Raw genomic sequence first — 14,981 nt, forward strand, 5'->3', positions numbered from 1 at the left:
GGCATCTCCAGCGGCATCTCCATCCACGCCCCGCACCGGCCGCCGCGCCGGAACCTGAGACACGACCTGTTATGGGATAATCCCCGGTTTGCCCAGGGCGCAGCTCAAGAGGTTGACCGCACGGGCGCGCGCAAGGCCGTTCATCCCGTGGCCCGCAACCTTTCTGGCGACATTCCTTAGCAAAACAATGCCCACATACCGTTCCAAAACCTCCACCGCCGGCCGCAACATGGCGGGGGCCCGCTCGCTGTGGCGTGCCACCGGCATGAAAGACGAAGATTTCAACAAGCCCATCATCGCGGTGGTCAATTCGTTCACCCAGTTCGTGCCCGGGCACGTGCACCTGAAGGACCTGGGCCAGCTGGTCGCGCGCGAGATCGAGGCGGCCGGCGGCGTGGCCAAGGAATTCAACACCATCGCGGTCGATGACGGCATCGCCATGGGCCACGACGGCATGCTGTACTCGCTGCCCAGCCGCGACATCATTGCCGACTCGGTCGAGTACATGGTCAACGCGCACTGCGCCGATGCCATGGTGTGCATCTCCAACTGCGACAAGATCACCCCGGGCATGCTGATGGCCGCGATGCGCCTCAACATCCCGGTGATTTTCGTCTCCGGCGGCCCGATGGAAGCCGGCAAGACGCGCCTGGCCAACCCGGTCACCAAGGCCGTCGAGTTCAAGAAGCTCGACCTGGTCGACGCCATGGTGATCGCCGCCGACAGCGCCTACTCCGACGCCGACGTGGCCGAGGTGGAGCGCTCCGCATGCCCCACCTGCGGTTCGTGCTCGGGCATGTTCACGGCCAACTCCATGAACTGCCTGACCGAGGCGCTGGGCCTGTCGCTGCCGGGCAACGGCACGGTGGTGGCGACCCACGCCGACCGCGAGCAACTGTTCAAGCGCGCCGGCAGCCGTATCGTGGATCTGGCACGCCAGTACTACGAGCAGGAAGACGCGCGCGTGCTGCCGCGCTCGGTGGGCTTCAAGGCGTTCGAGAACGCCATGACGCTGGATATCGCCATGGGCGGCTCCACCAACACCATCCTGCACCTGCTGGCGATCGCGCAGGAAGCCGGCATCGACTTCACCATGGACGACATCGACCGCCTCTCGCGCGTCGTGCCGCAGCTGTGCAAGGTCGCGCCCAACACCAACAAGTACCACATCGAAGATGTGCACCGCGCCGGCGGCATCATGGCGATCCTGGGCGAGCTGGAGCGCGCCGGCAAGCTGCATACCGACGTGCCGACGGTCCACGCCCCCTCGCTCGGGCATGCGCTGGAGCAGTGGGATATCGGCCGCACGCGGGACGAAGCGGTCCGCCATTTCTACATGGCCGGCCCCGCCGGCATCCCGACGCAGGTCGCATTCAGCCAGAACACCCGCTGGCCCAGCCTGGATCTGGACCGCGCCGAGGGCTGCATCCGCTCCTATGAGCATGCTTTCTCCAAGGAAGGCGGCCTGGCGGTGCTTCGGGGCAACATCGCGCTCGACGGCTGCGTGGTGAAGACCGCCGGCGTGGACGAGAGCATCCTGGTGTTCGAAGGCACGGCGCATGTCACCGAGTCGCAGGACGAGGCGGTCGAGAACATCCTGAACGACAAGGTCAAGGCCGGCGACGTGGTGATCGTGCGCTACGAAGGCCCCAAGGGCGGCCCCGGCATGCAGGAAATGCTGTACCCGACCAGCTACATCAAGTCCAAGGGCCTGGGCAAGGAATGCGCGCTGCTGACCGACGGCCGCTTCTCGGGCGGCACTTCGGGCCTGTCGATCGGCCACTGCTCGCCCGAGGCGGCAGCCGGCGGTGCGATCGGGCTGGTGCGCGACGGTGACAAGATCCGCATCGACATCCCCAACCGCACCATCGACGTGCTGGTGTCCGACGAGGAACTGGCGCGCCGCCGCGCAGAGCAGGACGCCCGGGGCTGGAAGCCCGCCAAGGCGCGTCCGCGCAAGGTGTCGGCCGCGCTGAAGGCCTATGCCAAGCTGGTCATGTCGGCCGACAAGGGCGCCGTGCGCGACCTGTCGCTGCTGGACGACTGACGCCGCCGCGGAGTTCGCGCCGGCGGGAAGGGCCGAAAAGGCCGAGAAGGCCGGAAGGGCCGCTCTCCGGGGCGGCTTTTTTTCGCCCTGTTTTTGTATCGGCATATCTGGCATCCGCCTCCGGATACATGGCGATACAAGACGCCGGGGTCCCCGACACATTGCGCTTGCGAGCGCCTCCTAGACTCGTGCCTGGTTCGATCACCTGATAGGAGAGAAGGATGTCAAACACCATCGACCTGCCGCGCCGCGGCTTCCTCGGTGCTGCCGCGCTGACGCTGGCCGCCGCGCACACCGGCCTGGCACAAGCCGCCCGTCCCGAGGCCGGCCTGCCCAAGACCGCGCCGCTGCCGTCGACCACGCCAGGCACCCATACGAAATTCGCGGCGATCCGCCAGGTCAATGCCGGCGTGCTCAACGTCGGCTATGCCGAAGCCGGCCCGGCCGACGGGCCCGTCGCGCTGCTGCTGCATGGCTGGCCGTATGACATCTACAGCTTCGCCGACGTGGCGCCGTTGCTGGCGGCACGCGGCTATCGGGTCATCATTCCTTATCTGCGCGGCTTCGGTTCGACCACCTTCCTGTCGGCCGGCACGATGCGCAACGGGCAGCCATCGGCGATCGCAGCCGACATGATCGCGCTGATGGATGCACTGCGCATCCAGACCGCCGTGGTCGCCGGTTTCGACTGGGGCGCGCGCACCGCCGACATCATGGCCGTGCTGTGGCCGGACCGTTGCCGGGCACTGGTCTCGGTCAGCGGCTACCTGATCGGCAACCAGGCCGCCGGCAAGAAGCCGCTGCCGCCCGAGGCAGAACTGCAATGGTGGTACCAGTTCTATTTCGCCACCGACCGTGGCCAGGCCGGCTACCAGCAGTACACGCACCAGTTTGCCAAACTGATCTGGAAACTGGCGTCGCCGAAGTGGGAGTTCGACGATGCTACCTTCCAGCGCAGCGCCGTCGCGCTCGACAACCCTGACCACGTGGCGATCACCATCCATAACTACCGCTGGCGACAAGGCCTTGCCGCCGGCGAGTCGCGCTTCGACGAGTTCGAGAAACGCCTTGCCACCGCGCCGACGATCAGCGTGCCCACCATCACCATCGAAGCCGACGCGAACGGCGCGCCGCACCCGGCGCCCAGTTCGTATGCGAGCAAGTTCACCGGGCCCTACGAGCACCGCCAGCTGAGCGGCAAGATCGGCCACAACCCGCCGCAAGAGGCGCCGGTGGCGTTTGCGCAGGCGGTATTGGACGTCGACAGCCGCTGATGCCCGAGGAGATGCCGGAAGGCTGGGAGCCCCGGCATCCCTACGCCCCGGCATCCCTGGCGTTTACGCGGGCCGGGCGCTGCACTACTCTGCACGGATGCGGATTCGCTGCTCGCCTTCATCTCGTGCCGGGAATGCCATCGCCATCGTCATCGTCATCGCGCTGGCGCTGGCGCTGGCATTCGCGCTTTCCGGTTGCGCTGCCGTACCGGCTCCCGCGGCTCCCACGGCTCCCGCATGCGCGGCCGGAGAACAGGCGGCAATCGCCGAACTGATCTACTTCGGCATCGAAAAGCCCGGCGGAACGGTGTCCGAGGCGGAATGGGAGGCCTTCTTGCAAGGCTCCGTGGCCCCGCGCTTCCCTGACGGCTTTACGGCCTGGCCGGCTTCCGGCCGGTGGCGTGGCGCAGACGGCAAGACCGTCAGCGAGGCCACGCGCGTGCTCAGCCTGGCACATCCCCCCGACCAGCGCAGCGAGGCGGCGGCACGCGCCATCGCCGGCGAGTACAAGGCCCGCTTTCAGCAGGAGGCGGTGCTCAGGGTGCGCAGCCACGCCTGTATGTCGTTCTAGGACTTTCCTGCCCGTGCCAGCCGCATCCCGATGGTGGACAGCGCATCCCGGTACAACGCATGCCACCGATCGGATGGAGCCTCGCGCAAGGGGTGCCAGAAGAACCGGAATACGTGGCCGTCATCATCGGCGGTCTGATGCTCCCAGCTGTCCGGCAGCGGCTGCGATGCCTCGCAGAGATGCAGCGACCATACCTGTTGTTCGTAACCGGATTCCCACAAGCCCAGGTCGGCCGTCACCACGCCAGAAATGCCGGACTCCTCGCGCAGCTCGCGCACGGCGGCATCTGCCGGAGGCTCACCCGGCTCGATCGTGCCCTTGACGATCTGGAATCCGGAGAGCGGATGCTCGAACGCCAGGATCTCAGGCCCGTTCTGCGTGCGTCTCAAAACAATTGGACAGGCTTTGGTCGGCTTCATCTGGTAGTCCTTGTAGAGAATTCGTGCGAACTGCAGCAGCACTCGCGGTTGCGCTGTTCCGGTTGGACCGCGGGGAGATGGGAAGAATCCGGCCTTCAGTGGCGCCTGGCGGGCAGCGCGCCTGCCGCATCACGCAGCGCCGATCGATGGCCACTGTTCGATTGACCGATCGATACAGCGCGGGCTGGCCAGGACACCGGCATTGTTGTTCATGCAAGTGTAATAAGCCACCGGTAACGTAGCGTCCGTCCGTCACCGGATACCAAAGGGCGCTTCGCCCGGCCGGCGCCACCACACAGGGCGCCGACGGCGCCTACGCCTGCCAGCCTCATCGGGCTGCGCCGAAGCAACGGTCCCATCCGATCCAACCGGCTGCGCCGCGGGCACGCCTGTCCGCATCCCTGAAACGCTTCGAATCCACGAACATGAAGACGCGCCTGATCGCCGCGGCCGTGCTGGCCGCCACGGCGAGCCCTGCTTTCGCCCTGAATATCCTGCTGACCAACGACGACGGCCTGACCAGCAACCTGAAGGCCTTGTACGACGCCCTCAAGGGTGCGGGCCACAACGTCATCGTCAGCGTTCCCTGCACCGGCCAGAGCGGCCGCGGTGCCGGCATCGTGATGTACAGCACCACGGTCATCGTGCCGGACAACGACAAGACCCAGGTCGACGCCGAGGGCGGCTGCCACAACGGTGCCGCGGCCACCGGCGAACCGGCGGTGGGGCCCTTCACCAAGGCGGGCTACACCAACGGCGACTACAACTACGCGCACGGCACGCCGGTCATGGCGACGATGTACGGCCTCGATGTACTGGCTCCGGCCCGCTGGGGCAAGGCGCCGGACCTGGTGCTGTCCGGGCCCAACGAAGGGCAGAACGTCGGCCGCATCGTGAACAGCTCGGGTACCGTCAGCAATGCGCAGTTCGCGGCGTCGCGCGGCATCCCCTCCATTGCGCTGAGCGCCGGCACGGATTCGGTCGATAACGCCGGCCTGGCGAGCCCGGTCTCGGGCGTGGTGGCGCAGCTGACCATCAAGCTCGTCAACACGCTGCGCGCGAAGGCAAGCGGCGGCCCGCTGCTGCCGACGGGCCTGGCGCTGAACGTGAATTTCCCGAACGCCCCGACCGCGGCCACGCCGTTCGCCTTCTCGCGGCATGGCACCTACGACGCCTATGCGCTGAAGTTCAACGGCACCGCGCCGTACGGGCTCGGCATCGGCGCCGGCGGCGGTACGCCGACGGCCGCACAGGCCGAGGACGAATCGGTGGTCTACAAGACCAAGGTGGCCGTGACCGCCATGCAGGTCGGCTTCGACCAGCGCACGGCGGGCCAGCAATGGCTGCGCCTGCGTCTCGGCGAACTGTTCGGCCAGTGAGGCGTGCCGCGATGAAACGCCATATTTCAGCTTTCCCCCTGCTGGCGCTGCTGGCGCTTGCCGCATGCGGCGGCGACGATGCGCCGGGCACGACCAGCCCGGGCACCTCCGCCAGCCTGTCGGTCACGGACCTGGAGCCCGGCGCTTACGTGGTCAGCGTTGGCGATGCCGACAATCCCACGGTCGGCAAGTACTATGCCGCCGCCGACGGCAGCCGCTTCCTTGCGCTCGCCGACACGGACGACAAGGCCACCGCGATCTACCGCCGCGACAAGAGCGCTGGCTGGGTGGCCACGCCTGGCACGCAGGCCGGCGCCAGCCTCACGCTGCTGCGGCACGATCCGGTGCCCGCGGCGGCCGTCGAACCCGGCACGGTGGCTGGCAGCTATACGGCTGCCTTGCCCGCCGGCGGCTCGGCAGCGTTCTCGGTCACGGCGGAAGGCAAGATCGTTGCCGGCGCGTCGGCGTGCCAGCTGTCGGGCTCGGTGGCCGCGCATGCCATGCCGAATACGCTGGCCCTGAAGCTGTCGACCTCGGCCTGCAGCGGACTGCCCGCCAGTGCCACCGGCGTGCTGGCAGTCGACAGCGACTACGCGCCCGCCGCGTTCCGCCTGCTGGCGGATGACGGCAGCCGCGTGGTCGACCTGTGGGCCTATCGCGACTGACCGCACAACCCGGCGGCATGGCGTGCCGCATTTCAATGCGGCACGCCGGCTATCCTATCGGTGGCGCGTCCGGCGTTGGCGAAAAGTGGTGCTGCAGGATCTGCCACACGCCCGCGCGCCTGACCAGCACCCAGGTGGTGCGCAGCCGCGCGGCCGTCTCGCGGCCATCCGCCAGCACAAAGCGGAAGTTAAAGCGCCGTTTCAATGTACGGGACACCAGGGCCAGGACCATTGGCCGTCCCCCAGAGAGGCCGCATAGTGACGACATGCATGCCGGAAACGGCATCGGTTGTCTCCATGCTTGCCTCCAGGCGAGCTTCCGCCCCGCGATTCTCCGCGGGGTATTTTTTTGTGCCGCTGGATCCGTCAATGCGTGCCCGGTCGCATATCGGCCAGGATCGATGCAATGTCGGCGACCGGCTCCAGGTCAAGCACTGCCTCGACAACACTGGAAGCCTGTTCGTCGGCCATAACGCCCCGCGCATGCGGCAGCGGGCCACTATTGCCTTCATGGTCGGAAACTCGCTGGAGGCGGGTCAACGCCAGCGTCGACGGTGTTCCGTACATCGGATGCGCGACGCGGGGCCGATGCAAAAAAATGCGCCTGGACGCGCTATCACACGCGAACAGGCGCCAGTTCCCTTTACTGCTTCCCTTTACTGCTTCTTTACTTCTTCCCTTTACCTTCTGCTTGTTTCCTGCCTCGCGCTCCTCAGAACTTGTGCCGGATATTCACCATCACCCCGGTCTGGTTCTCGCCCGGCGTGATGGTGCTGCCGAAGCCGTTCAGGCCCAGATTGGAGTTGTCCTTGTTGCGCACGTAGCCCACGTTAAGGAACGCATCGGTGCGCTTCGACAGGGCATAGTTCGCCGATGCCACCAGCATCCACGGATCCTGCCCGTTACGCTTGTTGTTCAGGTAGTAGCCGGCACCGGTCAGCGTCAGGGCTGGCGTCGCCTGAAAGCGGTAGCCCAGCCAGAACAGGTCGTTGCGGCGCTGCGGCGAACCGGGCGCGACGCCGATATCGCCATTGAACCAGCGATAGCCGGCCAGCACCGTCGAACTGCCGAAGCTGAAGTTTGCCGCGGCAGCGATGCGCCGGTCGGTCTGTCCCGAGTTCTGGCCGGTGATGCCGCGCGTGCCTTGCTGCTGGTCGTAGATGACGGTGGCGCCGAAATTGCCACCGGCATATTCGAGCCCGCCACCGAAGGCACGGTCGCTCTTCACATCGCCCGGCACTTCGGTGCCCAGCGTCGTGGTGCCGCCGCTGGTGATGCTGGTGCCGCGGGCAAAGCTGTACAGCGCGGTGGCGGTGACGGGACCGAACTTGCCGGTGTACTTGGCGGTGTTGTCATAACGGCCCGTCAGCACGGGATCGATCGCAAGCGACGAGTAGCGGGCCGCCAGCACCATCGGCTCGTAGTTGATCAGCAGGTCGAACAACGCATTCTGCTGCCGGCCCAGCGTCAGCCGGCCCCACTTGTGGTCCAGCCCCACGAAGGCCTGGCGGCCGAACAGCCGGCCGCCCTGGCTCGATACGCCGTTGTCGAGGTCGAAGCCGCTTTCCAGCGCATACACCGCCTTCATGCCGCTGCCCAGGTCCTCGACGCCACGCAGGCCCCAGCGCGACCCCGATACGTTGCCCGAGGTCATGCGGAACAGCTTGTCGCCGGCCGCGTTGGCGTGGCTCAGGTATTCCAGCCCGATATCCGCCACGCCGTACAGCGTGACGGATGACTGCGCGGCGGCCAGTGGCGCGGCCGCCGATAACAGCATGGCTGCGTAGATCCGGGTCTTCATGCATCTCCTCCGTTGTGGTCTTGTGTGGGCGGAGTCTGGAGATGCCATGCGGGCGCGTCAAAGCGCACACCGCAACTGTTCCGTGCAATGAAAATCCCGCCGGCGCCGTTTCAAAGTACGGCACAAGCGGGCCCCGCCGGTTGACTGCCACCGGCCCGGCGAGCACGCTGAATCCATGCGATGGCGAGCGTCCCGAGGCGCTGCCGACGCGGCACGAACCGGCCCGGCCGCATTCGCGCCGCGGCAACCGCGCAACCCCTCCGCTGGATTTCCGATGAGTGATTCTCTGCACAATGACTGGGTCCCGACAAGCGACGATATCGCCACGGCGAACGTATCGGCGCTGGCCGCGCGCCTGGGCCTGAAGGACTACGACGCACTGCTGGCCTTCTCGAATGAAAAGCCGGACGCGTACTGGAACGCCGTCATCGACTACTGCGGCATGGTCTGGGACGTGCCCTACGAGCAATATGTCGACGCTTCCAGGGGACAGCCGTTTCCCCGGTGGTTTCCCGGCGGCAAGCTCAACTGGGTCAAGTCGGCGCTGCGCTGGGCCGACGATCCCGGGATGGCGCAGCGGATCGCCGTGGTGGCGGAAAAAGAGGGCGGCGCGATCGAGCAGCTGACCTATGCCGAACTGGCGCGCAAGGTGGCCGGCTTTGCCGGCGGCCTGAAGGCGCTCGGCATCCGGCGCGGCGACCGCGTCGGGCTGTTGATGGAAAACGGCGTCGAGGCCACGGTGACGGCGCTGGCCATCGCGTGGATCGGCGCGGTGGCGGTGCCGCTGTTCAGCGGCTTCGGCGTCGATGCCATCGTGTCGCGGCTGGAGTCGTGTTCGGCCAGCGCGCTGGTGGCCACCACCGGCTTCTCGCGCCGCGGCAAGTGGGTCGATACGCGCAGCCTGGTCGACGAGGCGCTGTCGCGCCTGCCGGAACTCGGCACCACGGTCTGGAAGCACGCAGGCGAGGCCATCGAATTCGGCGGCAAGGTGGCTGACTGGCAGCAGGTCGCCGGTGCGCAGCCGGATGCCGCGCCGGCAACCATGTCGCCGGACGATCCCTTCATGATCATCTATACCTCGGGCACCACCGGCAAGCCCAAGGGTACCGTCCATACGCACGGCAGCTTTCCGATGAAGATCGCGCATGACGCGGCGATCCACTTCAACCTCAGCCCGAAGGATGTTTTCTGCTGGCCCGCGGACATGGGCTGGGTTGCCGGCACGCTGGTGATGTCGTGCGCGCTGCTGCGCGGCGCCACGCTGGTCTGCTACGACGGGGCGCCGGATTACCCGGACTGGTCGCGCATGTCGCGCATCGTCGAGCGCCACGGCGTGACGCATTTCGGCTCGGCGCCGACGCTGATCCGCGGCCTGGCCGCCAACGAAGCGGTTGCCACGCAAGGCGATACGTCGACGGTCCGGCTGCTGATCACCGCCGGCGAGAGCATCGCGCCCGAGCATTTCCTGTGGTTCCAGCAGGCATTCGGCGCTGGCCGCAGCCCGGTCATCAACTACACCGGCGGCACGGAGGTCTCCGGGGCGCTGCTGTCCAGCGTGATCGTCAAGCCGATCAGCCCGGCCGGATTCAATACCGCGTCGCCTTCGGTGGCGGTCGATGTGGTGGATGCAGATGGCAGGCCACTGAACGAGACGGTAGGCGAGCTGGCGATCCGCCGGCCCTTTGTCGGCATGACGCAGTCGTTCTGGCAGGACGACGAACGCTATCTCGACACCTACTGGCACACCGTGGCGGGCCTCTGGGTGCATGGCGACCTGGCGCTGCGCCGCGGCGACGGCAGCTGGTTCATGATGGGCCGCTCCGACGACACCATCAAGCTCGCCGGCAAGCGCCTCGGCCCGGCCGAGATCGAAGACGTGCTGCTCGAGCTGCCCGATATTGCCGAGGCCGCCGCGATCGGCGTGGATGATCCGGTCAAGGGGCAGAAGCTGGTCGTATTCCTGGTGCCGGCCGCGGCCATGACGCAGTCGCACGAGGCGCTGGCAGCGGCCGTCAGCGCGCATGTCGACGGACGGCTGGGGCGTCCGTTCCGCCCGTCGGTGGTTCACGTGGTGGCGCAACTGCCCAAGACGCGCAGCTCGAAGATCATGCGCCGCGTCATCCGCAGCGTCTATATCGGCCGGCCCGCCGGTGACCTGTCCGCGCTGGACAACCCGCCTGCGCTCGAGGAGATCCGCGCCGCCGCGGCACATTGAGCGCGTACCGACTCGCGGGGCGTGTGCATTTCCTTGTTCGCTGCACAAGTCCCGCATTTTTTTCGAGGAGATTCCATGTCGAAGAGCAACTCCGCGCCGGGCGCGGCCTACGAGCACTATTCCAGCCTGGCGTTCGACCGGCCCGGCGATGGCGTGCTGCGCATCACGCTGAACCGTCCCGAGCGGCTCAATGCGCTGGATGCGCGCGGCCATGACGAAATCGCCCGCGTCTGGCGTGATATCGACGCCGATCCGAGCGTGCGCGCGGTGGTGCTGTGCGGCGCCGGCAAGGCCTTCTCCGCCGGCGGCGACTTCGACATGGTCGAGGAGATGATCGATTCCTTCGAGGCCCGCGCGCGCGTCTGGCGCGAGTCGAAGGACCTGGTCTACAACATCATCAACTGCGCCAAGCCGATCGTCTCGGCCATCCACGGTTCCGCCGTCGGCGCGGGGCTGGTTGCCGCGCTGCTGGCCGATATCTCGGTGGCGGCGCGCAGCGCGCGGCTGGTCGACGGCCATACGCGACTGGGCGTTGCCGCCGGCGACCACGCCGCGATCGTGTGGCCGCTGCTGTGCGGCATGGCCAAGGCCAAGTACCACCTGCTGCTGTGCGAGCCGGTGAGCGGCGAGAAGGCGGAGCAGATGGGGCTGGTGTCGCTGGCCGTGGACGAGGCGGAACTGCAGGACACCGCCGTCTCGATCGCCACGCGCCTGGCCAACGGCGCACCCTCGGCGATCCGCTGGACCAAGTATTCGCTGAACAACTGGCTGCGCCAGGCGGGTCCGACCTTCGATGCGTCCCTGGCGCTGGAGATGTTCGGGTTCGGTGGCCCGGAGGTCAAAGAGGGCGTGGCGTCGTTCCGCGAAAAGCGCGCGCCGGTGTTCCCGGCCACGACCTCGTCCTGAGTGCTTGTGCCGCCGGGCGCTCCGCGGCGAGTCTCGCAGCGGAGCGCATTAGCATTCCCGCGAACGGACCCATGTGGTGGCGGCGAATGCGGTGTTCGGAAATTGCAGAGGCAGGAATTCCCGCGGGCGGCGATGATAGCCATCGTCACAGACCGCTTTCCGAGCCATCATGCGCGTCCATCTGCAGTCCCCCATGCATCTCAGCCTGCAGCGGCTGCTGCTGGCGTTCCCGCTGTCGGTCGCTGCCACGCAGGGGCGGGTGGTGGTCAGGCGGCGCGGCTACGAGCGCGTGCTGCTGCCGGGCCAGGAGATCGCGGTGGCGGCCTTCGAAGCCACCGACCTGCATCTCGATGGCAGCGGCGCGCAACCCGCGGCGTGCTGTCTCGAACTGCACGGCGTGATGCCCGCGGCAGCGCAGGCAGCGCTGCATCACCGCATCTGCAAGCGGGTATTCCTGCAGCCGCAATACGCCTGGAGCGCCGCATTCATTGCCGAACGGCTCGGCATGTCCACGGCGCAGGTGCGCCGCACGCTGTTCGCGCAAGGCACCGCGTTGACCGACCTGTGCCGCACGCAGCGGCTGATGCGCGTGCTGTTCGAAGCCATGTCGGGGCATGTGGCGACGGCCGACCTGGCGCGCTTTGCCGGCTGGCCCGCCAACAGCGACCTCCACTGTGCCTTCTATGACCGCTTTGGCCTGTCCATGGATGCGGCGCGCCGTCTCGCGTTGCATCGCGCCCCAGAACGGCAGCGTTCGGTCGCCTGAGCCGCGCGGCGCGTTTTCGCGGCTGGCGTGGAGCCATTTTCGAAGCACGGAACACCGCGGGCGCCTGCGTTGACTGGCAGGCGTGCGCCCGCCACGATCGTTTCCAGCATGGCAGTGAAGTCAACATGGAAACGAACAAGATGTCCAAGGTGCTTGAAGGAATCCGCGTCCTCGATTTCGGACGCTTTATCGCCGGGCCGTTCTGCGCGGCATTGCTGGCCGACTATGGCGCCGACGTGATCCGCATCGACCGGGTCGGCGGCAGCGAAGACCGTTTTATCGTGCCCGTCACGGAATCGGGCGAGGGCGCGCTGTTCCTGCAGTGCAACCGCAACAAGCGCTCGATCACGCTCGACATCGACAGCGACGCAGGGCGCGAGGTGGTGCGCCGGCTGGTCGAGACCGCCGACGTGGTGGTGGCCAACATGCCGCCCAGGACGCTGGCAAACCTGGGGCTGGACTATGCCACGCTCAGCGCGATCCATCCCGGCATCATCCTGACGGCTTCCACCGCCTTCGGCTCCCATGAAGGCGCGGGCCACCGCGTTGGCTTCGACGGCGTCGGCCAGGCGATGAGCGGCGCGGTCTACATGTCGGGCACGCCCGACAGCCCGACCAAGGCGATGGTGCCGGTGGTCGATTTCTCGACGGCGCTGTCGTGCGCGCTCGGCACGGTGATGGCGCTGTACGAACGCCGCATGAGCGGGCGCGGGCAATGCGTCGAGGCCTCGCTGCTGCAGACCGCGCTGAACCTGTCCAGTGGCGCGCTGATCGAGGAAGCGGCGCTGGCCATCGACCGGCGCCCGATCGGCAACCGCAGCCCGTCGTACGGGCCCTCGGACATCTTCCGCGTGCGCGATGGCTGGATCATCGCCCAGGTGATCGGGCAGCCGCTGTTCCGGCGCTGGACCAGCCTGGTCGGCATGCCGGAGCTGGCCGACGATCCGCGCTTCAGCGATGACCTGGGGCGCGGCGAGCATGGCGAGTTCCTCAGCGGGCTGATGGGAAAGTGGTGCGCCAGCCGCACCCGCGCCGAAGCGCTGCAGGCGCTGGAGCAGGCCAGGATCCCTGCCGCCCCGGTCTATTCCCCGCGCGAGGCGCTGGACGACGCCTCGATCCAGGACTCGGGTGCCTATGTCTGGCTCGACTATCCCGGGCTGCCGCGCAAGGCGCCCATCGTGGCGCCCCCGGCCATGCTGTCGCGCACGCCCCCGGATGTGGCGCGGCGGCCGCCTACGGTTGGCGAACACACCGAAGAAGTGCTGGCCGAGGTCGGCTATGACCGCGCGCAGGTGCAGGCTTTGCGCGCGGCCGGCATCGTCTGAGCGCAGCCGCGCCAGGCGATTCGCGCAATGCGAATCGGCGGTTCGCCAGTGATGACTTGAGCGCAAGCGGGCCGCTCCACTAGCATCGAATCCACACACATGGCGCCGGCCACGCGGTCAGGCGCGAACAGGAGACAGTCGTGGCAGCAAATCAATCGCGGCCCCTCGAAGGCATCCGGGTCCTCGACCTGACCGTGGCACTGGCCGGGCCGTACGGCTCGCTGTTGCTCGGCGGCATGGGTGCCGAGGTGATCCGCGTGGAAGCGCCGGGCGGCGGCGATATCGCCCGCACCAACCCGCCGTTCGTCGGCGGCAGCGGCATCCATTTTGGCCAGCGCGAAGACCACGAGGTCTCGCTGACGGTGCTGAACCGGGCGCGCAACAAGAAGAGCATCACGCTGGACCTGAAGTCCGGGCACGGCCGCGAGCTGTTCATGCGGCTGGCCGAGACCTGCGACGTGGTGCTGGAGAACTTCAGCGAAGGCACCACGGCCAAGCTCGGCATCGACTACGAGCAGGTCAGGCAGCGCAACCCGCGCATCGTCTATGCGTCGATCAAGGCCATGGGGGAGCCCAGCGCGTTTCCCGGGCTGAAGGGCATGGACATCATCGTTCAGGCGCTGAGCGGGCTGATGGAGGTGACCGGCTACGCCGACGGGCCGCCGACGCGCTGCGGCCTGCCGATCGCCGACCTGGTGGCACCGATGTACGCCGTCAACGGCATCCTCGCCGCGCTGCTGCACCGCGGCCGCACCGGCGAGGGACAGCGCGTGCAGGTGTCGATGCTCGATTGCCTGGCGTCGTGGGTCGCGGAAGAGCATTTCGACGTGATGGGGCGCGCGGGCTATCCCTCCCGCACCGGCAATTACCATGACCGGCTGGCGCCGTTCGGCGTCTATCCGACCCGCGACGGTCATGTGGCGGTGGTGGCGTTCCAGCCCGACTGGATGCGCGGCCTGCTCGAAGCCATGGACCAGGCCGCGCTGCTGGACGACCCGCGCTTCAGCAGCCGTGGACCGCGCATGCGCAATGCATCGGCCTTGAACGAGGCGATCGCGGCATGGACGCGCCAGCGCAGCACGGCCGAGGTGGTGTCCGAGCTGCTGGACAAGCGCGGCGTGCCGTGCGCGCCGGTGCGCAAGCCGGATGAAGTGCTGCATGACCAGCGGCTGCACGACAGCGGCGCGCTGATGCGCCTGGCGCATCCCGAACTCGGGCAGGTGGATGCGGTCGGCATGGGGCTGCCGATCCGGTTCTCGGCCACGCCGTCGCAGTTCGACAAGCCGGCGATGGCGCTGGGCGGGGCCAACGAAGAGGTCTATGGCGGCTTGCTGAAGCTGAGCCAGGACGAGATCGATGCGTTGCGGGAAGAGGGCGTGGTTTGACGCCTGTCGGTCGATTGGTTGCTCCCCTCTCCCATTTATGGGAGAGGGGCCGGGGGAGAGGGCCAGCGTGTCTCGTGGCGAAGCGCGGCACTTTGTGGCAGCGCCTGCCCTCTCCCCGCGCCTTCCCGGATTCCTGGCTAATGTTTGCCGGCCCCGCCAACGCTGGGCGATATTCGCCCCGGCGATGCGCCATTCGCACCGGCATCGTGTACGGGCGCCACCTTTGCG

General features: G+C 67.6%; 14 protein-coding genes. 10 read left to right on the forward strand and 4 right to left on the reverse strand.

The window, feature by feature from the left end; genetic code table 11:
• Nucleotides 1–187: 187 nt before the first annotated feature.
• From ilvD to VSR71_RS06170, 3 genes are all read left to right on the forward strand, one after another.
• Nucleotides 188–2,047, forward strand: a complete 1,860-nt coding sequence (gene ilvD, locus VSR71_RS06160; RefSeq protein ID WP_342913023.1) for a dihydroxy-acid dehydratase — start codon at nt 188–190, stop codon at nt 2,045–2,047.
• 221 nt (nt 2,048–2,268) lie between these two features.
• Nucleotides 2,269–3,321, forward strand: a complete 1,053-nt coding sequence (locus VSR71_RS06165; protein ID WP_342913024.1) for an alpha/beta hydrolase — start codon at nt 2,269–2,271, stop codon at nt 3,319–3,321.
• A 97-nt stretch (nt 3,322–3,418) separates the two neighbouring features.
• Complete coding sequence (locus VSR71_RS06170) at nt 3,419–3,892, forward strand: DUF3574 domain-containing protein (RefSeq protein WP_342913025.1); 474 nt, start codon at nt 3,419–3,421, stop codon at nt 3,890–3,892.
• Here the strand turns inward: VSR71_RS06170 and VSR71_RS06175 are convergent.
• Entirely contained in the window at nt 3,889–4,353 is a 465-nt protein-coding gene (locus tag VSR71_RS06175) for an NUDIX hydrolase (protein WP_342913026.1), read from the reverse strand. The genes VSR71_RS06170 and VSR71_RS06175 overlap by 4 nt on opposite strands.
• A 383-nt stretch (nt 4,354–4,736) precedes the next feature.
• Between VSR71_RS06175 and VSR71_RS06180 the strand changes: the two genes are divergently transcribed.
• Nucleotides 4,737–5,690 carry a 5'/3'-nucleotidase SurE gene (locus VSR71_RS06180; RefSeq protein ID WP_342913027.1) on the forward strand — a complete coding sequence of 318 codons (954 nt, stop codon included), beginning with the start codon at nt 4,737–4,739 and terminating at the stop codon, nt 5,688–5,690.
• An 11-nt stretch (nt 5,691–5,701) separates the two neighbouring features.
• Nucleotides 5,702–6,355 carry a hypothetical protein gene (locus tag VSR71_RS06185; RefSeq protein WP_342913028.1) on the forward strand — a complete coding sequence of 218 codons (654 nt, stop codon included), beginning with the start codon at nt 5,702–5,704 and terminating at the stop codon, nt 6,353–6,355.
• A 49-nt stretch (nt 6,356–6,404) separates the two neighbouring features.
• Here the strand turns inward: VSR71_RS06185 and VSR71_RS06190 are convergent, their stop codons facing one another.
• From VSR71_RS06190 to VSR71_RS06200, 3 genes are all read right to left on the reverse strand, one after another.
• Nucleotides 6,405–6,587: a nuclear transport factor 2 family protein gene (locus tag VSR71_RS06190; RefSeq protein WP_342913029.1), complete on the reverse strand. Its 183-nt coding sequence runs from the start codon at nt 6,585–6,587 to the stop codon at nt 6,405–6,407.
• Between the two features lie 134 nt (nt 6,588–6,721).
• Complete coding sequence (locus VSR71_RS06195; protein WP_342913030.1) at nt 6,722–6,922, reverse strand: hypothetical protein; 201 nt, start codon at nt 6,920–6,922, stop codon at nt 6,722–6,724.
• Between the two features lie 145 nt (nt 6,923–7,067).
• Nucleotides 7,068–8,156, reverse strand: a complete 1,089-nt coding sequence (locus VSR71_RS06200; RefSeq protein ID WP_342913031.1) for a porin — start codon at nt 8,154–8,156, stop codon at nt 7,068–7,070.
• A gap of 274 nt (nt 8,157–8,430) precedes the next feature.
• Between VSR71_RS06200 and VSR71_RS06205 the strand changes: the two genes are divergently transcribed.
• The 5 genes from VSR71_RS06205 (at nt 8,431) to VSR71_RS06225 (ending at nt 14,753) form a co-directional block, all read left to right on the forward strand.
• The gene (locus VSR71_RS06205) at nt 8,431–10,371 is read left to right on the forward strand and encodes an AMP-binding protein (RefSeq protein WP_342913032.1); all 1,941 of its coding nucleotides are present in this window, start codon (nt 8,431–8,433) and stop codon (nt 10,369–10,371) included.
• A 75-nt stretch (nt 10,372–10,446) separates the two neighbouring features.
• A complete protein-coding gene (locus VSR71_RS06210) occupies nt 10,447–11,277 on the forward strand; it encodes an enoyl-CoA hydratase/isomerase family protein (protein WP_342913033.1) in 831 nt (276 codons plus the stop codon).
• A 193-nt stretch (nt 11,278–11,470) separates the two neighbouring features.
• Nucleotides 11,471–12,043, forward strand: a complete 573-nt coding sequence (locus tag VSR71_RS06215) for an AraC family transcriptional regulator (RefSeq protein ID WP_342913034.1) — start codon at nt 11,471–11,473, stop codon at nt 12,041–12,043.
• A gap of 125 nt (nt 12,044–12,168) precedes the next feature.
• The gene (locus VSR71_RS06220) at nt 12,169–13,368 is read left to right on the forward strand and encodes a CoA transferase (RefSeq protein WP_342913035.1); all 1,200 of its coding nucleotides are present in this window, start codon (nt 12,169–12,171) and stop codon (nt 13,366–13,368) included.
• 140 nt (nt 13,369–13,508) lie between these two features.
• Entirely contained in the window at nt 13,509–14,753 is a 1,245-nt protein-coding gene (locus VSR71_RS06225; RefSeq protein WP_342913036.1) for a CoA transferase, read from the forward strand.
• Nucleotides 14,754–14,981: the final 228 nt, after the last annotated feature.

It is taken from the genome of Cupriavidus oxalaticus, assembly GCF_038900635.1.
In the GTDB taxonomy this organism is placed as follows: Bacteria; Pseudomonadota; Gammaproteobacteria; order Burkholderiales; family Burkholderiaceae; genus Cupriavidus; species Cupriavidus oxalaticus_B.